Genomic DNA, 19568 nt, shown 5'->3' on the forward strand with positions numbered 1-19568 from the left:
ATAGCACGATCAAATAGCTCATGCGATGCCCAGAACGCTTCTCACGGCCTGTTTGTTAGGGTTTTCAATCACCCCTCGCTCTGTGACGATACAATCGATCAGATTTGCTGGCGTGACATCGAATACTGGGTTCCATCCGCCGAGCTTTTCACTTGCTTGGGGGGCGACCTGCTGACCAGAAAATTGCAACAATTCGCTCTGATCACGAAACTCCACCGGTATCTGATCACCCGATTCAATCGACAAATCAAATGTGCTTGAAGGCGCCACCACCATCATTTTGATTCCATGATGTTTTGCCAACACCGCCAAGTTATAAGTACCCACTTTGTTGGCAACATCACCATCGGCAGTAATTCGGTCAGCGCCCACCATAATCCACTTAACCTTACCCAGTTGCATTAGGTATCCCGCTGCGCCTTCCGCGATCAGCTTGACTGGAATCTGATCCTTAGCCAATTCCCAAGCAGTCAATCGTGCGCCTTGCAGCCATGGCCGAGTTTCATCGGCAAAAACCTGCTCGGTTTGACCATCGGCAAAACAAGCTCGAATCACCCCTAACGCGGTGCCCAACCCACCAGTAGCCAGCGAGCCGGTATTGCAGTGGGTTAAAATATTACCGCCGCCATGCGCTCGCACATATTCAAGCCCGAGCTCTGCCATAGCGTAATTGGCATCGATATCTTCATCGGCAATTGCCTGGGCCTGCTGACTCACTTGCTGCAATAACTGCTGCGCTGAATCTGCTGCATTTAACAGCAAACGCATTTTACCAATCGCCCAATGTAAATTAATTGCAGTGGGTCGCGATGCTTCAATATAGTCAAAATCCTTTGCAATCAAATCCTTCCATTGCGAATGATTGACATATTCCTGTAGCGAAAGCACACATCCCCAGCCAGCAGTAACACCAATCGCTGGCGCACCACGTACTACCATATCAGTAATGGCATCGGCCGCCATTTTAGCGCTATTACAGCAAACCCAATCTTCTTTATGCGGCAGGTAGCGTTGATCAAGCAGATAAAGGCCATCTTCAAATGACCATTTAATCGCCCGAACTTGGTCATAATTTTGCAATTGCTGCCTTAGAAATTGTTTCAATTCTGGAACTCCTAATTCGATACCATATGACACTAACGCTTTGGTATTAAAATCAATCAATACATTAACGACTATCAGTACGCCGATTACTACCTTGACTTCTCACCAGCACAAGCCCATCTAGCATCCCTCACAAACGGCCTAACTGCACCTGCAATTATTTTGGGTATATACTGCGCTGAATATTAAAAAATCAGTATAGGGACTCATGAAAGCTGCCGACTCGATCATTCACGCCCGCTGGGTTATACCGGTTAGTCCAACCAGCCAAGTATTAGAAAACCATTCCCTGATTATTCAACAAGATAAAATTATCGATATTTTGCCAAGCGCTGAAGCCAAAGCACAATATCAATCTGATCAGCAATACCATCTAACAGATCATGCGCTCATTCCTGGTTTGGTAAATTGCCACGCCCACGCAGCGATGAGCCTTTTTCGAGGTTTGGCAGACGACCTACCATTAATGAGCTGGTTACAAGAGCACATTTGGCCAGCAGAATCTAAATTTGTATCGCCCTCTTTTGTGGAAGACGGCACCCGACTGGCGATTGCTGAAATGCTTCGCTGCGGTACCACTTGTTTTAACAACATGTACTTTTTTAATCAGCAAGAAGCAGACATCTGCCAACAAGCAGGCATTCGCGCCAGCAGCGGTTTACCTGTTTTAGAATTCCCAACCGCTTATGCTTCCGGCCCAGATGAATACTTCGAAAAAGGTCTGGCGCATATTGATTACATAAAAGATATGCCATTAGTAACGGCTACTTGGGCACCCCATGCACCTTATACCGTCTCTGATGTTTCTTTTGAAAAAGTTGCCGAACTATCAGCGAAATATCAAATGCCAATTCAGCTGCATTTACATGAAAGTAAGCAAGAAATTGAAGACAGCATCAAACAGTTTGGTGTTCGACCGCAAGAGCGGCTAACTCGCACCGGCATTATTAATAAATATTTACAGGCAGTGCATTTCACCCAAGCCACCGAACAAGAAATTGAACAGCTCGCCGCAGCAGGTGCCAGCATGGTTCATTGCCCGGAGTCTAATCTAAAGCTGGCTAGTGGTTTTGCACCCATTGGCCGATTGCAAAAAGCCGGCATCAATATTGCGATTGGTACCGATGGCGCAGCCAGTAATAACGATCTGGATATGATCGGTGAGATGCGCACCGCAGCCATGCTCGCCAAAGCAGTCGCAGAAGATGCCACAGCACTTTCTGCTAGCGAGGCACTTTATGCCGCCACCATGGGGGGTGCAAAAGCAATGCATTTGGACGATAAAATTGGTTCTTTAGAGGTAGGCAAATTCGCTGACATCGCAGCAATCAATCTCAGCGATCTAGAATGTCAGCCGATGTATAATCCAATCTCACAAATAGTTTACGCAGTCAGTCGCCATCAAGTGAGCCACACTTGGGTTGCCGGGCGCTGCCTATTAAATGAGCGTCAATTGACTAGCGATTGTTTAAATCAATCCGAGCTGGTGAGCATTGCGACGCAATGGCGTGATAAGATCGCTCAATAATCGAAAGTAGATCCGCTGGCAAGATGCTTGCCAGCTGAATTCAGGACCCCGAGGAGCCAAGCTGTGACAGGTGCCACCCCGATCAATGCCGACCAACAAGAAATCGCCAAATTTGATGCCATGGCATCTCGCTGGTGGGATCCCGAAGGTGAATTCAAGCCATTACATCAGATTAATCCGTTGCGACTGGATTACATCAGCCATCTTAGTGGCGGTTTGCAAGGCAAAAAAATACTCGACGTAGGTTGCGGCGGCGGCATTCTTTCCGAGAGCATGGCTAAACTTCAAGCCGATGTAACTGGAATTGATCTTGGCGACGGCCCGTTGGAAATTGCCCGCTTGCACTTGCTGGAATCTGGCTTGGAAGTGGATTATCGCAAAATTCCGGTGGAACAACTCGCCGAAGAAATGCCCGGCCAATTCGACGTCGTCACTTGCATGGAAATGCTAGAACACGTACCTGATCCAGGCTCTATTATTGCCGCTTGCAAAAAGCTGGTAAAACCAGACGGCCATGTGTTTTTCTCTACCATTAACCGCAACCCAGCCGCTTGGCTGACTGCAGTGGTGGGTGCAGAACACATTATGAAAATGTTGCCTGTCGGTACTCATCATTATCAAAAATTTATTCGCCCTTCTGAATTGGAAAGTTGGTGTCGCGCCACCGATTTAAAACTAGATGATTGCACCGGCATTATTTACAACCCATTAAGCCGAGCTTTTACCACTGGCAAAAACCTAACAGTAAATTATATGGGGCATGCCACGCCGTTATAATTTCTACGGTAGGTTTGATAAGCCAAAGGCGCAATCAGACACATTGCATCGATTCAAAACATGTCTGATTTCGTTAAAGCTCATTAAACCTACAACACCCACCGATTAGGTCCGGAACTTGATGACTCAATCTATTAAAGGCGTGCTGTTCGATCTTGATGGCACACTATTAGACACCGCCCCTGATCTAGCAGGCGCACTGAATTTGCTACTGCAAGAAAATGGCCGACCTGCTCTGCCATTTGATATTATTCGCCCAGCCGCCTCACATGGCAGCGCCGCTTTAATCAAAACCGGCTTTAATATCGAACCCGATGATTCAAACTTTCCTCCACTACAAAAACGCTACCTGGAGCTTTATCTGCAAAATATTGCCACCAGTAGCCAATGGTTCGATGGGATTTCTGAGTTAATTGATTATCTAACCGATCACAACATTCGCTGGGGCATCGTCACCAACAAACCGGAATTTTTAACCTTGCCTTTATTAAAAGGCATGGCTGAAAAATCTCCGCTGGCCAGCCAACCCGCCTGCATTGTTTGTGGCGATACCGCAGCCAAACCAAAACCCGATCCGGCACCAATGCATTTGGCATTATCAAAAATAGCGGTCGCCGCAACGGATTGTTTATATATTGGCGATGCCGAGCGAGACATTCAGGCTGGCAAGGTGGTGAATTGCCCCACTGTTTTAGCCAGCTGGGGTTATATCAGCGATAACGATCAACCGGCGCTATGGCAAGCCGATTTTGATTTTACCAGCCCGACCGAACTACTCCATTGGTTAAGCAATTAAATTACTGCTTAATAATTCATTTAATTACCGAAAGTAAAAGAGCCAATATGTTTACCTACGACGCCAAAGAGAAACTTTTCCAAGATAAAGTCATTCTGGTGACCGGCGCTGGCGCTGGCATTGGCAAGGCTGCTGCACTTAACCTGGCCAAGTTAGGCGCCACCATCGTTTTACTGGGTAGAACTACTCAAAAGCTCAGCGACGTTTACGATGCAATCGAAGCGGCTGGCGGCCCACAAGCGGCAATCATTCCAATGAATTTAGAATCCGCCGGCCCAAAAGACTTTCAAGATTTAGCCGATGCCATTGAAAACGAATTCGGCAAGCTCGACGGCATATTGCATAACGCCAGCATTCTCGGCAGCCTAACGCCTTTAGCTAATTTCGACCCACAGAAATGGCTCAATGTAATGCAGGTAAATGTTAATTCGGCTTTCTTAATGACTCAGCATTTATTGCCTTCATTAAAAAAAGCAGATAACGCCTCCATTTTATTCACTTCATCTTCAGTGGGCCGCAAAGGCCGCGCTTACTGGGGCGCTTACAGCGTATCTAAGTTTGCTACTGAAGGATTAATGCAGGTATTAGCCGACGAGTTGGATGAAAACACCAACGTTCGTGCTAACTGCATCAACCCCGGCGCCACCCGCACCAGCATGCGCGCCAATGCCTACCCTGGCGAGAATCCAAATACACTGGCAACGCCAGATGACATCATGCCTGCTTACTTATATTTGCTAGGCGATGACAGCATCGGGGTAAATGGCAAAACATTTGATGCACAAAAGCCAAATGATCAGCAGCCGGAATAGATAGAAAAATACATACAGCGGCATTCATGCCTCGTTGCAATCGCTGAAAACAAAAATGGCCATCTAACTCAATAGCTGGCCATTTTTATTTTAATCTTAAAGAGACAGAAATATCGAAGCAGTTAATATCACCCAAATTTATTCAAAAACCACTAGATAGTAACAAACAGCTTAAAATCAAAAAACAAAGGTAACCATTCAGCATGTCACACCAACCGATCCAATTTCTCCTGAATAAAGTCCGGCCATTTACCCGCAAATAATAACGACAAAGCTTCCCCAACACCGACCCCATTTTTTTGGCAGGTCGATATATAGCTCCGGATTCTGCAATACGCTTTCACGCCATCCCATGAGCGGAAGCAGCCTGATATCTTCTGCTGAACCTTGCTCATACGGAAGTCCCGTTCACCCTGATTATTGGTAAACGGTGCTCGGGTATTACTCATAAACCGCAGCACGTCTGCTTCAAAATCTCGCAGCCGTTCTAATAAATTTCTCGATTTACTTCGTGCTAATTTCCCTCGTTTTAATTGACCTTTTTTATCCGCTTTTTTTGGCTCAGGTGCCGGGCATTCCCGGTCACCTGCTTTTAATATTTTTCGATATCGCTTCACCCATTTTTGACACTGCTTTTCATCCAACTCACCCCCCGCCTCATTGACTGCTTTATTCATTTCATAATGCAGATCTTCCATTGCCTTGGCCTACTGCTGGCCATGTTGCTCATGGGTTCGCGCCAAGTCACGTACATGAGGGGCGTTACACAATACATGCAAGCATAGCACAAATCGGTAGTAGCTTTTCCAGTGATCGTGTACCAATAAACCGGTAAATTTAGGCAAGATGTCGATCGCTTCCATTGCCTCGATACCTCTTGATTCATGCGCTTCAATCCACGTCCAGCGGTCATTGCTCGCGACATGTAGCCACTTTCGTTTACCATTGATATTGACGCCGGTTTCATCGGCATGAATCAAATCTCCAGCACGCAAAATAGCCGGTACTAACTGAGCAAATGGCTTCAGTCGATGAAAAGCTTCCTGATTAAAATTGGCAAGGCTACCGGTGCTGATTGGCGCATCCAATATCTCAGCGAAGTGCTTTTGAGTCCGTTCATAAGGAATCAGCTGGTAGCTCGACATATAAACCGCGTTGGCTTTAAACTCATTGCCATATTGTATTGGCCGAGTGACCCCTTGCGGAAACTCAGCAACAAACTGGTTACCCTGCTCGTCTTGTAGAATCTGCGCCCGATATTCGGTGACATATCGGGTAATACGAACATCAACTACTTGGCGGCTTTCACTGCCAACAACACGGTATTTTCCTTTCGGCAATTGGCTACGATCAATCGTAATATCCAGCACTTCATCTGGGTCTTTCACCGGTGATAAATTACTGCCTTTATGGCCAGGCTGCCCGCCTGGGTTTTTATTGCTTTTGGCGCGCGATTTCTTTTCTCGATTAGGATCTGCCGATGGCGGAATGCTGGAGTTTTTGCTGTTTAGCCCTTTGCTATCAAGCAATATCTTAACGACGAGCATCAGCATACGAACCATCGCCACCAGTTCGGGCGGTAAGCTTTTGCTTTTGGCTAACAATCGCTCGGTTTCAGCGATGGTTTTATTAATTTCGATTGAGTCCATGCGGTTATTATCGCACAGGTTTTCAGGGTGGTTTTTTTGTCTCTGAGGCTTACTGTGGCGACTTTTTAGAAGCGGAATGCTGATGCGCTATTCTGAGCAAAAAACATTGATAATCAGGTGTGTTAATAGCAGTTTAATGCGGCGTTTAAGTGGTATTCTGAAAGAGGTGCTTAAATTCGGGAAAATATCAAAAAACCTGTCAAGCGATTTTTATATTAAATTGTGCTGAATGGTTACAAACAAAGCAACAAAAGCAAGACTGATAATTGAAGCTGATTGATAATTCCTTCCAGCCTTAACCACTCGCACAACCTCCAACAAAAACGCTAAAGCCGCCAAGACAATTGAAATTGTCAAAAACAAATAAAGTGCATTTTTTTCAATAAAAAAGAACGGCGTTGGCCGAGCAATAGAAGTGGCGCCTGCAAGCTGACTTACCGTGAACCAATCTGTTACCTGCATTATTATTTGATCCGCGCCATCAATCGCTAGTGCATGCCTAGTTAATAGCGCCATCGCAAAGGCAGCAATTAAAATCAACCAACCTTTCCATCTCATTCCCCGGACTCTCTTTCAACTTCAGTCAATCGCTTTGGTAGGCACCCACTTTGCATCAAACATTAATGCTACTTTTAGCTACGCCATATTCAAAAGAACAAACCCACAAGCCAACAACTAAAGAAATCATTACTATACTGCCATATCATAACCATTAATTTGACCATACAACTTCAAACGGACCTGATATGTGGCACATTTTCTTTGATCTCGATTTAACTTTAATTTGCCGAAGAGACGCCACACAACATCCATCCAAGCCTCAACTCACCAATATTTCACAACATGTCATCGGAAACCTTTCTACCGGCGCGACAAACCAATACAACCCAACCGATCCCATTTGCAGCCCAATCTACCAGCAACAACACACAGAGTTCTTTGAACATTTCGCAAGAAATGCAGCAGGAAAAGCCAAATTGTTTTTTATCTCTGCTGGTGATTACCCAGAAATAAAAACAAAAACCATTTTAAAAATGTTCTTTGCAAGAAGTGAATCTTCACAGCACCTCATAGACAATGCAGGTTATTTTGAGCGCAATGATTTATTGCCTTTTGCCAATATTGACTATGATAAAACCCCTGAAGCAGAAAGAATTACTGCCATGGCAGAAGCTAAAGCTATGATGATGCAACTTCAGAGCGGTGAATTCGCAAGTGCCAACTCAGGACAGTCAATCTCCCCTCTTAATGTCATATTAATTGACGATGAACCAGCAAATCGGCAAGCTGTATTAAAAAAATATTTTCAAGTAATCAACCCTTGTGCAGCTAGTTACACTGCACGCCTTCAAACATTGCAATCACTCATCCCTAGTGGCATGCATAGGTTTATTAAAGATGATCAAGATCGCCCCCGAAAAACACTAAGCGAATTAATGCAATCACTCGAAATATAGATGAACACCTGTGCAACCAATCGCTTCATGAAGGCTTGCTATGCATCAAACACTAACGCTACTTTTGTCTACGTTACATTTAAAAGAAGAATCCTGAACCAACAAAGCTAGCAACTGCCAGAAGCAGGCTCAACGGGTCACCGCCCCAGCAACATAATGCATCAGCAAACTTCAGAAATCACCCCACATTTCATGTTCCTTTTATGCTCATTTTGATGCAACATACCCTAACGGAATTCCAAAAAATAACAAACAACAATAAGGAGTTGCCAAGCATGTCTATTGCTCAACCAGAAGCCAAAATTGAGACAATTACACCCGTTTCAAACAAGAGCAAGCAACCCCTCATCATTGAAAGCACCGGTCTGCCAAAGTTAGGTCGCAAAGAATATGAGCGGGAAAAACGCAAGCTGCAAATCGAACTGATTAAGATGCAGAACTGGGTGAAAACCAGTGGCGAGAAAGTCATCATCTTGTTCGAAGGTCGCGATGCTGCCGGTAAGGGGTCGGCTGAGCCTGTAAACAACTCCGTGCAACTATTTGTTTAATTGAACATTACCACATTTTATTGCAGGTGAAGCGAGCCGATCGAGCCCTTAACAACTACCAAGTCCCGACAAAGCCATTCTCTCTTGGTTGAATACTCGCAAGAATCGTCATCAACATATCTAAAGATTTTCCACGATCTGCAATTTGCGGCCAATCATTAATGTTAATGGTGCCGCGAATTTTAATTGATGGATGACGTGTTGTTCCGAATTTAGGGCTGCTAGAGAGCCATTTGAATTTTACTGCTTCACGATGATATGGATGCAAAGCAACTGCTAAATAACCATCAAACCCCGCCACCTTGACACGTTTGTTGGAAAATACACTCAGCATTCGTTTAAATGGGCCACGCTGACCATCAATCATTTTCTTCCAACCTTCGTTATAAGCCACCGATTCAACACGCATGAAACTCATGTCGCCCAGCTTGTATTCCACCGCGTACAACTCATTTTCATAAGCGCGCTGACGATTGAAAAGCAATTGATTATTCAGGCATAAACCCAACTGATTATGAGGCCAAGGTGCATGATTTACTAAGTTCATTTCGGAAAGCACGTTGTCAATCAACGACTGGTATTGTGACTCGAAGGTACCATTTCTTTCATATAGCGTGCCTCTTGAAAGACCTTCTTTCCCTGAAACCCCTAACTTCAGCTCAGCAAAATCTTTATATAAAAAAACATTTGAAAAATTTACTGGTCCATTTTTACTGTAGCTTTCCTGCATTCTTCGATTAATCCCAAGCATTTGCATGTCCCCCCTTTCAAAACTAGAGATATATTGCGTAGCCTCTCGCCGAGATTTTTTGGTTTCAATATTCGCCTCCCATTTTTCCACCCGATCATTACCATAATGAAATCCAACCTCATTTTCTGTTTGCCGATCATTAAAAGTTAAATGCAGGAATTCGCTTTCCAGCTGCGAAGAAATAATTGTTGAACCAATGGGTAGCTTCATTTCAAACCGGCCAGCGCAGTAGCTGTTAAAAAATTTAATTTCCTTATCTTGATCCACTTTTATTTCCCTAGTTTGTACACACGAGACCAACAAGCAACACACCAGAAAACTAAACGCTAATCGCAGATAAAAATTTTTTATTACAGACATATTCTTATCCTAGGAAGCACAAAACAAGCTTTACCAAGTCCCGACAAAGCCATTCTCTCTCGGCTGAATGCTCGCAAGAATCGTCATCAACATATCTAGAGACTTTCCGCGATCTGCAATTTGCGGCCAATCATTAATGTTAATGGTGCCGCGAATTTTAATTGATGGATGACGTGTCGTGCCAAACTTCGGACTGCTAGAGAGCCATTTGAATTTTACCGCTTCACGATGATATGGATGCAAAGCAACCGCTAAATAACCATCAAACCCAGCCACCTTGACACGTTTGTTGGAAAAAACACTTAGCATGCGCTTGAATGGGCCACGCTGGCCATCAATCATTTTCTTCCAACCTTCGTTATACGCCACCGATTCAATACGAATAAAACTCATGTCACCTAACTTATATTCCACCGCATACAGTTCATTTTTATAAGCTTTTTGACGATTAAAAACCAGTTGATTATTCAAACATAAACCCAACTGGTTGTGCGGCCAGGGCACATGCTTTACTAGGTTCATTTCAGAAAGTACGTTTTTGGCCAATTGCTGATACTGAACCTCAAACTTTTCAACCTCTGGATCTAAAACACCTATCGATCCTACCTCCTTTCCAGAAATAGCAAATTCAAGTTGTGGAAAATCTTTATACACCAGAACTTCCGTCATATAAGCAGGATCCAGCTTATTGTACTGACTATCATATAGGTGCGTCATACCAATCAATCCAATACCATTTGACGCTTTCTGCTCAACATAATCGTTCCCCCACTTGACCCTAATTTTCTCTGCACTATTTTCCCAGACAGCTTTTCGGTTTTGGCCAAGGTGCAAGCCAACAGCATTCTCTGTCTGGCGGTCATTAAAAGTTAAATGCAAAAACTCACTTTCCAATTGCGAAGAAATAATTGTTGAACCAATGGGTAGCTTCATTTCAAATCGGCCAGCGCAGTGGCTGTTAAAAAATTTAATTTCCTTATCTTGATCCACTTTTATTTCCCTGGTTTGTGCGCACGAGACCAACAAGCAACACACCAGAAAACTAAACGCTAACTGCAAATAAAATTGTTTTATTACGGACATACTTTTTTATTCCCGAAAGTACAACCCAAATATTACCAAGTACCAACAAAGCCATTTTCTCTTGGTTTGATCGTTGAAAGAATCGTCATCAACAAATCGGTTGAATTTCCAACCTCTGAAAGCCCCGGCCAATCTTCTATTTCAATCGTACCTTCAATCTTGAGCGCTGGAAAACGAGTGGTCCCAAATTTCGCATCAGTAGAAATCCATCTAAAATCTACTGCAGATTCACTGTAGCGGTTATCACTGATTGCCAGATTGCCTTTAAAGCCCGCAACGGTTAATTTTTTGGATGCAAAAAGGCTGAGGACTTTGTTAAATGCACCCTTTCGGCCATCAACCAGTTTTTCCCATTTATCACTGTATGCGATAGATTCAAATTTAAAATAACTACCCTCGCCTAATCTAAATCCAACTTTATAAAATTCATTCTCATATGCACGATTTTGATTAAAAACCAACTGATTACTCAAGCACAACCCTAACTGGTTGTGCGGCCATGAAAAGTCTTTAATCAATATATTTTCTTTAATAATTTTTGAAAGAGAAGCATTCAATTGATCTTGGTAGTTCCCTTTTTCATCAAGATAAAACCCATGACCCTGCCCTTCTTTAATTGAAAGAGAAAAATCAGATTTTGGAAATTTTTTCAATACATAAACATCAGACAAGTTCGATTCACCTGTCTCTCTAAAAGCATCAAAATGCTGGTTGAGCACAACTACTTTCACTTCTGATTGATTCTCTTTGTAAGCATAATCAGCATTTTTTTTCTTACGATCAATCTCAATAGCGTCTTTCCAGCGCTCCTCTCCTTCAACGCCATGGAATAAGCCTAGGCTCCCGATAGATTCAGCTTCTGAAAAATCGACATCCAAATGTTCACTCAACATCAATGATTCAACTAACTTTGATCGCAAAGGAAGCTGCAATTGAAAACGACCTATGCAATATTCTTGAAAAAAATCTTGATCATCCATGTTCAGATCCTTTGCTTTAATACAACCGACTAGCGATATAACTAGTGAAGCAATCATCAAACGATTAAGAAACACCATACTTATAATCCTCATAAAATGATTTTTCTATGTAATGCTCCAATTCAGATTTTACTGCTTGCCTCACTTCCCCAGAATCGTAAAACTCTTGATGCGCTTCTCCTTCAACTATCGGGAGCTTAACCCCGCATCCAAGAGCGAGCTGATTTCCAGCGCCTTGATGTACCGTTCCATCACCCGGTGCGCTTGGATTTTTTAGCTCAAATGTTACGGTTTGCAGCTTGGGATCTGCTACAGCACTATGGCCATTTAAAAATGGAAATTTTTCATGCTGCTTAACTTGTTGCTGATATTCATCTAGATCAGCAGCACTAGTCAGCGTAATATTTCTTTTGCTGAAGAATTTATTTGTAGAATTTTCATCCGCTAATAGCCAGTCACTACATACTCCTCGCGGATAATCATTTCCTGACCATATACACTCGTCATATGAAGGAAACTGAATATCAAGATCTTCATTAAATAGGATCAATGTTTCTAAGTGAAATTTATTAGATAATAAACTATGAAAATTTTTAACCATGGAAATCCTAATCCTATGATTTAATCCTAACTTTCCATAATCTACCTGAACTTTTTTTCTATCAGGCATCAGCAAATCGACAGACACAAAGCTGTACCAACTATCCAAGTCCTTATAAAATTCATAGATATTTAGCCCCTGATATCCTTCAAGCAAACTAGTTTTTTCACCTTGATCATTTTCAATCCACAACCAATCACGGGTACCATCAACCTTTTTGTAATGTTGATTTGGCAGCAATTCCAAACCACCTTGGCAAAACCCCAGAATTGCAGACACTTCTGCTCCATTTACACCCAGCACAAGACCCTCAAAATAAGGATAACCATGATGAGCATTAGCATAAGTCGCTGGACTGCCATGAGTTGGCATTGCGCCATGGATCATTTTATCTATCACGGCACCATCTAAAATTGCAGCAGAACGAGCAACATAACCGCCCATAGAATGGGTAATCACTACAATTTTAACTTTCTCTGGAGGTATGTCGGCCAGTTCAGATAATTCTTTCCTAATTTCAACTAAGCGCTGCTTCAGCCGTTTACCTGAATCCCGATTACTCAACATCCAATTATAACCAACTGCATAGGTTTGAATTTTATAGCCGGGGAATTTACGAGCAACATCACCGCAAGCAATCTCTTTTTCCAAAAAATTTAAATAATTGCCATAACTATCCCAAGAAATTTCGCCCCAGCCACGCGATTTGATTTCTTCGGTTCCAAGGCCTGTTCGACCTGTAATGGTATAGAAATATCTATCAGTCCCATCATCCACTTCGAGCAATCCATCATCTCTAATGACAGCTCCTAGCTGAGTATTTACTAATAAAGCTTTTCGATCTGCAGCATCTGAAAATGTAAATTCAGCCAAACTTTTTACAAAACGATATTTTCGACGTCCTTGCCGATACACCTCCGAAGCATCGTTTTTTAATTTCCCATAACTTCCTACCCCAACTTTTTTTAGGCTGTTATAAGACTTCGTCCAAAACGACGCATCTGAAGCTACCTCATAAGATTCCAGCTTCTCTTTATTTCTTTGGGCAGCTTCATCGAAAGCTGGTGATAACGATCCATGCTGGCCAGCCGCAGGGTCCCAAACAACCTCTTGGGTTTTGGTATTTCTTAATCGACTACCCATAATCCCCGGCACAAATACCAGCGCAATTGCTCCGGGCTTACAACGGCAAGGCTCGACGTTTGGGTTGGGTTTGGTGCTTGGATCGCAACAGTTCATGCAGCCTCCTTGCTCTCTAAAGGTCATCCGTGACCAGAGGAAAAAGATTAGCTGGGATTTAAACGGCGGGGAATAGCCAATATCTCACAGGGCGTTAAGATATTGACCACAATTTGATTTGGTTTTTATCCATTAAAAGCAGGCATTATATTGCCTGCACTGCGTCAACCACACCAAGATCCCAATATGGTTGCTCTCTACCAATTTTATCCAGAATAAAATCTATAAATACTCGCACTTTGGCAGGCAAATGCTTACGCTCGGGCAAAACCGCATACATAGTTTGCTGCGGCAGGCTGTATTCCGGCAGCACCCGCACTAACTCACCTGATCGAATTTGCTCGCTGGCAGTAAAAGTCGTTAGCCTTCCAATACCTACACCACCCAGAATTGCAGTCATTAGCGCTTCACTATTATTAACCTGGTAGTTCCCGGTTGGCTGAACTTTGACTGGGCCACTTTCTCCAATCAGCGTCCACTCTCTTGCACCGCTGAAATAAACATAATGCAAACAATTATGCTGATATAAATCTGCCGGGGTTTTCGGCATACCAAATTTATTTAAATAGTCAGCACTGGCAAGCAACATATTGTGGCAAGGCGCTATTTTTCGAGCAATCAATGAGGAGTCAGGTAAAACACCACCTCGAATTGCTAGGTCATAACCACCACCCACCAGATCTGCCACGCTATCTTCCATGACCATATCGATTTCAATATCAGGATATAACTGCAAGAACTGCGCAATTAACGGTGCAATATACAAACGCCCAAACGACATAGGCGTGGTAATTTTCAAACAGCCTTTTGGTTTCCCTTGCAACTCGGAAACAGAATCCTCAGCTTCTTGAGCCGCCGCAAGTGCATTCACCGCTTTGGCAAAATAACACTCCCCCGCTTCAGTCAAACTTAATTTTCGGGTGGAGCGATTGAGCAACCGAGCGCCCAAATGTGCCTCTAGTTGAGTGACTCGTTTGCTAATCGATGACTTGGATACACCCAGATTTCGCGCCGCCGCAGCAAAACCATTGTTTTCAACTACCGAAACGAATATTGCCAGCGCACTAAGATGATTCACCTTGTCGTTCTCTTTATTTCATCAGTAAGTTTCCAATATGCATGATTATCATTTATTTGGAAACAACTATAGTGACCTTAACAACTCACCAAGCCAAAGGAACTGCAACATGGTACGGATTGAACATGCCAACCTTTCGGTTGTAAAACTTGAAGATTCACTGGATTTTATTTTGACTGCCTTTCCTGAATGGAAAATACGTGCAAAAGGAAAAAATGTCTGGCACGGCGTTGAACGGCAATGGCTACATGTTGGCGATGACGATTATTATCTAAGCCTTAACGATAACGCCATTGGAGAAAACCGAAACCTTAGCGGTCATTCACCGGGTCTGGCGCATATTGCATTTGTTGTCGATGATATCGACAACATCGTAAACCGCTTAACTCAAAAGGGTTATCAGATTCGAGTGGATATGCTTAATAGCCATCCTTTTCGAAAAATTGCCTATTTTATTGAGCCTTCAGGGTTCGAATTTGAATTTATTGAATATTTAAGCCAACAACCGGCAGAAAAAAATCGCTACGACAATATTGGCTCAACCACCGTCAGTTTTGCTGCTGAAAACAATTAATGCATCGACTAATCAAATAATACTGGAAATACAGATGACTCAAAACATTACAGAAAACCAGGCCACTCAATTAATTGCATCGTTGTATCAGGCGGTCGACAGGCTCGATGCCAAAAGTGTCGGCCAATTTTTAACCCGCAATGCTCGCTTTCAACTCGGCAACCATGGTGCAATTTCGGGAAAAGAACAGATCATCAATGCCAACGCAGCATTCTTTCAGTCAATCAATACAATGCGCCATACCATTCTCAATATCTGGCAGCAAAACAACAATATTATTTGCGCCGGAAAAGTGCACTATACCCGCCACGACAGCAGCACTCTGGAGATTCCTTTTTCTGGCATTTTTAAACTAGAATCAGGGCTCATCAACGACTATCAGATTTACGTTGATATATCCCCTCTGTAATCTAATCAGGCATCCACATTGAGCATTCAAACCGGGCAATCACTATAATTGGTGCCCGGTAGAAGCTCAGATCAAAATCCCCTCTTCCCAATTTTAAGCGTAAAGCCCAGCTTAACATTCTGGTATTTTCCATTACCAATGTGCTTTAACTTCTATTTCTTCCAAAACAAGAATCAACATCTACCTACTCTGACTAAATAACAACTGCTACCCGATTTTTCAGTACTAAATAGATAATTGCATTCTGCTCAACCAGCTGGCATAGCAGACAAGATATTGTCAGCTTCTATCAAGAAAGCCCGAACAACCTGATGAAACCACCTCACATTTTATGTTCCTTTTATGCTCATTTTGATGCAATATACCCCTAACGGAATTCCAAAAAATAACAAACAACAATAAGGAGTTGCCAAGCATGTCTATTGCTCAACCAGAAGCCAAAATTGAGACGATCACACCCGTTTCAAACAAGAGCAAGCAACCCCTCATCATTGAAAGCACCGGTCTGCCAAAGTTAGGTCGCAAAGAATATGAGCGGGAAAAACGCAAGCTGCAAATCGAACTGATCAAGATGCAGAACTGGGTGAAAACCAGTGGCGAGAAAGTGATCATCTTATTCGAAGGCCGCGATGCCGCCGGTAAGGGTGGCACAATTAAGCGGATCACCGAACACCTCAACCCCCGTGGCGCACGAGTAGTTGCCCTAGAAAAGCCCAGCGAAACCGAGCTCGGCCAATGGTATTTCCAGCGCTACGTCTCTCACCTGCCGACCCACGGTGAAATGACTTTATTTGATCGCTCTTGGTATAACCGCGCTGGCGTTGAATTGGTAATGAACTACTGCACACCTCGTCAGTACATGTCATTTATTCGTGAAGTGGCCGACTTTGAGCGGATGATGGTTCACAGCGGTATCCGCCTGTTCAAATTCTGGTTCTCTGTCAGCCAGGAAGAACAGCGCCAGCGCTTTGAACGCCGTCGGGTCGATCCGCTCAAGCAATGGAAACTGTCACCGGTTGATTTAGCGTCTATCGACAAGTGGGATGACTACACCCGCGCCAAAGAGCAGATGTTCCATTACACCGACACTTTAGATGCACCATGGACCATCATTAAATCGGACGACAAGAAACGCGCCCGATTAAACGCCATGCGTAGTCTACTCAGTGAATTGCCTTATACCGGAAAAGATAAATCGGTCGCCTATGCACCTGACCCACAAGTAGTTGGTAAGCATGGCAATGGGTTCGAGTAAGTTTTAAAGATTGATATGAAAGCGAGCTTTCGGGCTCGCTTTTGCATTGCAAAAAACTTGCTGCTATAGCTATAGACATTCCAGACAACATTTCGATTTTAAACAATGAATTTTGAAATATCTATTAACAATCCTCGCTACGACCACCTCGACAAATTATCAATCGAATTGACTCGAGACAATTTCGCACTCTGTCGAAGCTATAGTAACCTGGCATGACAATTTCAACCCAGAATGGTCTGAAACTTCTCTTTTTAATGTATTTGAAAGCGACAACATGTACCCTCCAGAAATCTGCACAAAGCTTTTTGAATTTATCTGGAAAAAATGGAGGGACGAGGAAATTAATGAAAATTAAACAGAAAATGAGCTACAACTAATAGTCAATTGGATTATAGAATCTACTAAAAACAAACCAAAAAGCAGTCTACTATCTCAATGTTTTTAATTGTCTTTTATTTTTTACATACTAACCAATAATTTTACAGCAATAAGCCTCAACTCTCTCAGGCACTTCCAATAACATCGGCGTATATTGCATAACCTGCTGATGAATCTGCTCCAGCGCTTGATCTTCATATTCATGGGCAATTGCATTGCGCAATTCACGAATAACAATGAAATCCCGTGCCGAATCTATTAGCCCTTTCTTTTCCGCACGATTTATTCTGTCTCGAACGGTACCCGCTGATTCCAAGTCTAACTCGTCAATCAAACGTAGCTGTTTTTGAATCAGAATATCGCTTAGGCGAGCAAATCGTGCGGTTAGTGTTTCAAACTTTTCTTCATCCTCAGCAGATAACTTATGCACATCCAGAAGCTGGCAACGACCAAAAGACCAGCGCAAACGATCTGCCGCTTTGTGCATTTGCAACAAGTGCTGTTTGAGCAAAGCAATTTTCTTTTCAGTCATCAGAAATTCCAGTCATCAATTGATCTCAACAGCACCAGGTAAAATGGTTTGAGTGAATTCACCGCCACCGTCTTTATCAAGCAGTAGGTCGATTTTTTGATCACCTAGCTGCTCATGTAAATCCGCTAAAATATTTAATTTTTCAGCAAAACCCAGCCTAGGTGAAATCACCAGCAAATCAATATCACCGCCTTTCTTTGCATCATCGACCCGCGAGCCAAACAGATACACTTTGGCTTGCTGGTCATAGTTGGCAACAGTTTGGCGAATTGCGCCTTGCTCGCTTGCAGTTAATCTCATAAAACCTTCAATTCAGCTTCTACTCAAGCCAGCGCCCGTTTGAATGCAATTATATGGCAAAACCAAATGAATACTACCTGCACAAAAAAACCGCAGCCTGATTAATCAGACTACGGTTTTTTAAATATCACTTTTTCCAGATTAATTAAATCTTAGAGAAAGCCACACAAGCATTGGTGCCACCAAAGCCGAAGCTGTTGGAAAGCGCGTGCTTGATTTCGATATTTTCGATCAATTCACCGACGATCTTGTTTTCGCCAACGCCTTCATCTGGATTGTCCAAATTAGCCGTTGCCGAGATGAAGCTGTTGTTCATCATCAACAAGGTGTAGATCGCTTCCTGCACGCCAGCAGCACCCAGAGAGTGGCCAGTCAGTGACTTGGTAGAAGAGATGTACGGATGGTGATCGCCAAAGGCTTCAGCAATTGCATTCAACTCGGTAATGTCACCGGCAGGCGTTGAAGTGCCGTGGGCGTTTACGTAATCGATTGGGCCTGGAACGGTTGCCAGCGCCTGATGCATACAACGCACTGCGCCTTCGCCTGATGGAGCAACCATGTTGTAGCCATCGGAAGTGGCACCGTAACCGGTCACTTCAGCGTAGATCTTGGCACCACGAGCTACAGCGTGCTCGTATTCTTCCAGAACCACCATTCCGCCGCCGCCAGCGATAACAAAACCGTCACGGTCTGCATCGTATGGACGACACGCTTTATCTGGATCTTCGTTAGTGGTTAATGCGCCCATGGCGTCAAACAATACCGTTTGGCTCCAATGTAGCTCTTCACCACCACCGGCAAAAATAATGTCTTGCTTGCCCATCTGGATTTGCTCAACGCCGTTACCAATACAATGAGCACTGGTGGCACAAGCGGAGCTGATGGAATAGTTCACGCCCTTGATCTTGAATGGGGTTGCCAAACAAGCTGAAGTGGTTGAACCCATGGTGCGAGGTACCCGATATGGACCCACGCGACGAACACCTTTTGCTTCAAGAATTGCAACGGCTTCTAATGCGTTAGCGTTAGATGCGCCGCCAGAACCTACAATCAGACCGGTGCGAATGTTAGAAACCTGGTCATCTGACAGGCCACTATCTTTGACTGCTTGTTCCATAGATACATAAGCGTATACCGCTGCATCGCCCATGAAACGACGGTCTTTCTTGTTGATGCCTTCTGCAACATCTTCTTTAACCGCGGCACATACCTTAGAGCGGAGGCCCTTTTCGGCATATTCTTCGTTATAACGAATGCCTGTAGCACCAGTTTTCAGAGACTCCAGAACATTCTGGACCCCAGTACCGATGCTAGAAACAATACCCATTCCAGTAACTACGACTCTACGCATTTT

General features: G+C 43.5%; 20 protein-coding genes and 1 pseudogene. 10 read left to right on the forward strand and 11 right to left on the reverse strand.

Features of this window, described 5'->3' with window-relative positions:
- Nucleotides 1-18 precede the first annotated feature (18 nt).
- A complete protein-coding gene (gene mtnA, locus DC094_RS00905; RefSeq protein ID WP_116686155.1) occupies nucleotides 19-1104 on the reverse strand; it encodes an S-methyl-5-thioribose-1-phosphate isomerase in 1086 nt (361 codons plus the stop codon).
- A gap of 208 nt (nucleotides 1105-1312) precedes the next feature.
- On the opposite strand from mtnA, the gene DC094_RS00910 reads away from it, so the two are divergent.
- From DC094_RS00910 to DC094_RS00925, 4 genes are all read left to right on the forward strand, one after another.
- Nucleotides 1313-2632, forward strand: coding sequence for a TRZ/ATZ family hydrolase (locus DC094_RS00910; protein ID WP_116685216.1), 1320 nt, complete (start codon nucleotides 1313-1315; stop codon nucleotides 2630-2632).
- Between the two features lie 63 nt (nucleotides 2633-2695).
- Nucleotides 2696-3409 carry a bifunctional 2-polyprenyl-6-hydroxyphenol methylase/3-demethylubiquinol 3-O-methyltransferase UbiG gene (ubiG, locus tag DC094_RS00915; protein ID WP_255420851.1) on the forward strand — a complete coding sequence of 238 codons (714 nt, stop codon included), beginning with the start codon at nucleotides 2696-2698 and terminating at the stop codon, nucleotides 3407-3409.
- A 121-nt stretch (nucleotides 3410-3530) separates the two neighbouring features.
- Entirely contained in the window at nucleotides 3531-4205 is a 675-nt protein-coding gene (locus tag DC094_RS00920; protein WP_116685217.1) for an HAD family hydrolase, read from the forward strand.
- A gap of 47 nt (nucleotides 4206-4252) precedes the next feature.
- Nucleotides 4253-5017: a YciK family oxidoreductase gene (locus DC094_RS00925; protein ID WP_116686157.1), complete on the forward strand. Its 765-nt coding sequence runs from the start codon at nucleotides 4253-4255 to the stop codon at nucleotides 5015-5017.
- A gap of 206 nt (nucleotides 5018-5223) precedes the next feature.
- On the opposite strand, the pseudogene tnpC reads toward DC094_RS00925, so the two are convergent.
- Together tnpC and DC094_RS00935 are read right to left on the reverse strand one after the other, a co-directional pair.
- A pseudogene (gene tnpC / locus DC094_RS00930) lies at nucleotides 5224-6666 on the reverse strand (IS66 family transposase).
- Nucleotides 6667-6876: 210 nt separating this feature from the next.
- Nucleotides 6877-7224 carry a hypothetical protein gene (locus DC094_RS00935; RefSeq protein ID WP_116685218.1) on the reverse strand — a complete coding sequence of 116 codons (348 nt, stop codon included), beginning with the start codon at nucleotides 7222-7224 and terminating at the stop codon, nucleotides 6877-6879.
- A gap of 419 nt (nucleotides 7225-7643) precedes the next feature.
- On the opposite strand from DC094_RS00935, the gene DC094_RS00940 reads away from it, so the two are divergent.
- Nucleotides 7644-8123 (forward strand): hypothetical protein, encoded by a 480-nt coding sequence (locus DC094_RS00940; RefSeq protein WP_133245422.1) that lies wholly within the window; start codon nucleotides 7644-7646, stop codon nucleotides 8121-8123.
- A gap of 275 nt (nucleotides 8124-8398) precedes the next feature.
- The gene (locus tag DC094_RS00945) at nucleotides 8399-8671 is read left to right on the forward strand and encodes a hypothetical protein (protein ID WP_206605544.1); all 273 of its coding nucleotides are present in this window, start codon (nucleotides 8399-8401) and stop codon (nucleotides 8669-8671) included.
- 55 nt (nucleotides 8672-8726) lie between these two features.
- Here DC094_RS00945 and DC094_RS00950 read toward each other — a convergent pair whose 3' ends face one another.
- From DC094_RS00950 to DC094_RS00970, 5 genes are all read right to left on the reverse strand, one after another.
- Nucleotides 8727-9689 (reverse strand): hypothetical protein, encoded by a 963-nt coding sequence (locus tag DC094_RS00950; RefSeq protein ID WP_116685220.1) that lies wholly within the window; start codon nucleotides 9687-9689, stop codon nucleotides 8727-8729.
- A 123-nt stretch (nucleotides 9690-9812) separates the two neighbouring features.
- Nucleotides 9813-10772 (reverse strand): hypothetical protein, encoded by a 960-nt coding sequence (locus tag DC094_RS00955; protein WP_116685221.1) that lies wholly within the window; start codon nucleotides 10770-10772, stop codon nucleotides 9813-9815.
- A 125-nt stretch (nucleotides 10773-10897) separates the two neighbouring features.
- Nucleotides 10898-11845, reverse strand: a complete 948-nt coding sequence (locus DC094_RS00960) for a hypothetical protein (protein WP_133245423.1) — start codon at nucleotides 11843-11845, stop codon at nucleotides 10898-10900.
- Nucleotides 11846-11909: 64 nt separating this feature from the next.
- On the reverse strand, nucleotides 11910-13685 hold the full coding sequence (locus DC094_RS00965; protein WP_158527186.1) for an esterase/lipase family protein: 1776 nt from the start codon (nucleotides 13683-13685) through the stop codon (nucleotides 11910-11912).
- 145 nt (nucleotides 13686-13830) lie between these two features.
- Nucleotides 13831-14763 (reverse strand): LysR family transcriptional regulator, encoded by a 933-nt coding sequence (locus DC094_RS00970; protein WP_116685224.1) that lies wholly within the window; start codon nucleotides 14761-14763, stop codon nucleotides 13831-13833.
- A gap of 109 nt (nucleotides 14764-14872) precedes the next feature.
- Between DC094_RS00970 and DC094_RS00975 the strand changes: the two genes are divergently transcribed.
- The 4 genes from DC094_RS00975 (at nucleotide 14873) to DC094_RS22790 (ending at nucleotide 17359) form a co-directional block, all read left to right on the forward strand.
- Nucleotides 14873-15337 (forward strand): VOC family protein, encoded by a 465-nt coding sequence (locus DC094_RS00975; protein WP_116685225.1) that lies wholly within the window; start codon nucleotides 14873-14875, stop codon nucleotides 15335-15337.
- 34 nt (nucleotides 15338-15371) lie between these two features.
- The gene (locus DC094_RS00980; RefSeq protein WP_116685226.1) at nucleotides 15372-15746 is read left to right on the forward strand and encodes a nuclear transport factor 2 family protein; all 375 of its coding nucleotides are present in this window, start codon (nucleotides 15372-15374) and stop codon (nucleotides 15744-15746) included.
- Nucleotides 15747-16161: 415 nt separating this feature from the next.
- Nucleotides 16162-17001 (forward strand): polyphosphate kinase 2, encoded by an 840-nt coding sequence (ppk2, locus tag DC094_RS00985; protein WP_116685227.1) that lies wholly within the window; start codon nucleotides 16162-16164, stop codon nucleotides 16999-17001.
- 181 nt (nucleotides 17002-17182) lie between these two features.
- Entirely contained in the window at nucleotides 17183-17359 is a 177-nt protein-coding gene (locus DC094_RS22790; protein WP_369406195.1) for a hypothetical protein, read from the forward strand.
- A gap of 111 nt (nucleotides 17360-17470) precedes the next feature.
- On the opposite strand, the gene DC094_RS00990 is transcribed toward DC094_RS22790, so the two are convergent.
- From DC094_RS00990 to fabB, 3 genes are all read right to left on the reverse strand, one after another.
- Nucleotides 17471-17914: a hypothetical protein gene (locus DC094_RS00990; RefSeq protein WP_116685228.1), complete on the reverse strand. Its 444-nt coding sequence runs from the start codon at nucleotides 17912-17914 to the stop codon at nucleotides 17471-17473.
- A 15-nt stretch (nucleotides 17915-17929) separates the two neighbouring features.
- Nucleotides 17930-18214 carry a nucleotidyltransferase domain-containing protein gene (locus DC094_RS00995; protein WP_116685229.1) on the reverse strand — a complete coding sequence of 95 codons (285 nt, stop codon included), beginning with the start codon at nucleotides 18212-18214 and terminating at the stop codon, nucleotides 17930-17932.
- A gap of 145 nt (nucleotides 18215-18359) precedes the next feature.
- The gene (gene fabB, locus DC094_RS01000) at nucleotides 18360-19565 is read right to left on the reverse strand and encodes a beta-ketoacyl-ACP synthase I (protein ID WP_116685230.1); all 1206 of its coding nucleotides are present in this window, start codon (nucleotides 19563-19565) and stop codon (nucleotides 18360-18362) included.
- Nucleotides 19566-19568 lie beyond the last annotated feature (3 nt).

It is taken from the genome of Pelagibaculum spongiae (assembly GCF_003097315.1).
GTDB classification, from domain to species: domain Bacteria; phylum Pseudomonadota; class Gammaproteobacteria; order Enterobacterales; family Pelagibaculaceae; genus Pelagibaculum; species Pelagibaculum spongiae.

Excerpts from the sequence above, each read along its gene's own strand:
- DC094_RS00910 (WP_116685216.1), top strand. The coding sequence starts at position 1,313 with ATGAAAGCTGCCGACTCGATCATTCACGCCCGCTGGGTTATACCGGTT.
- DC094_RS00920 (WP_116685217.1), top strand. The coding sequence starts at position 3,531 with ATGACTCAATCTATTAAAGGCGTGCTGTTCGATCTTGATGGCACACTA.
- DC094_RS00925 (WP_116686157.1), top strand. The coding sequence starts at position 4,253 with ATGTTTACCTACGACGCCAAAGAGAAACTTTTCCAAGATAAAGTCATT.
- DC094_RS00935 (WP_116685218.1), bottom strand. The coding sequence starts at position 7,224 with ATGAGATGGAAAGGTTGGTTGATTTTAATTGCTGCCTTTGCGATGGCG.
- DC094_RS00945 (WP_206605544.1), top strand. The coding sequence starts at position 8,399 with ATGTCTATTGCTCAACCAGAAGCCAAAATTGAGACAATTACACCCGTT.
- DC094_RS00960 (WP_133245423.1), bottom strand. The coding sequence starts at position 11,845 with ATGGATGATCAAGATTTTTTTCAAGAATATTGCATAGGTCGTTTTCAA.
- DC094_RS00965 (WP_158527186.1), bottom strand. The coding sequence starts at position 13,685 with ATGAACTGTTGCGATCCAAGCACCAAACCCAACCCAAACGTCGAGCCT.
- DC094_RS00975 (WP_116685225.1), top strand. The coding sequence starts at position 14,873 with ATGGTACGGATTGAACATGCCAACCTTTCGGTTGTAAAACTTGAAGAT.
- DC094_RS00980 (WP_116685226.1), top strand. The coding sequence starts at position 15,372 with ATGACTCAAAACATTACAGAAAACCAGGCCACTCAATTAATTGCATCG.
- ppk2 (WP_116685227.1), top strand. The coding sequence starts at position 16,162 with ATGTCTATTGCTCAACCAGAAGCCAAAATTGAGACGATCACACCCGTT.
- DC094_RS00990 (WP_116685228.1), bottom strand. The coding sequence starts at position 17,914 with ATGACTGAAAAGAAAATTGCTTTGCTCAAACAGCACTTGTTGCAAATG.
- DC094_RS00995 (WP_116685229.1), bottom strand. The coding sequence starts at position 18,214 with ATGAGATTAACTGCAAGCGAGCAAGGCGCAATTCGCCAAACTGTTGCC.
- fabB (WP_116685230.1), bottom strand. The coding sequence starts at position 19,565 with ATGCGTAGAGTCGTAGTTACTGGAATGGGTATTGTTTCTAGCATCGGT.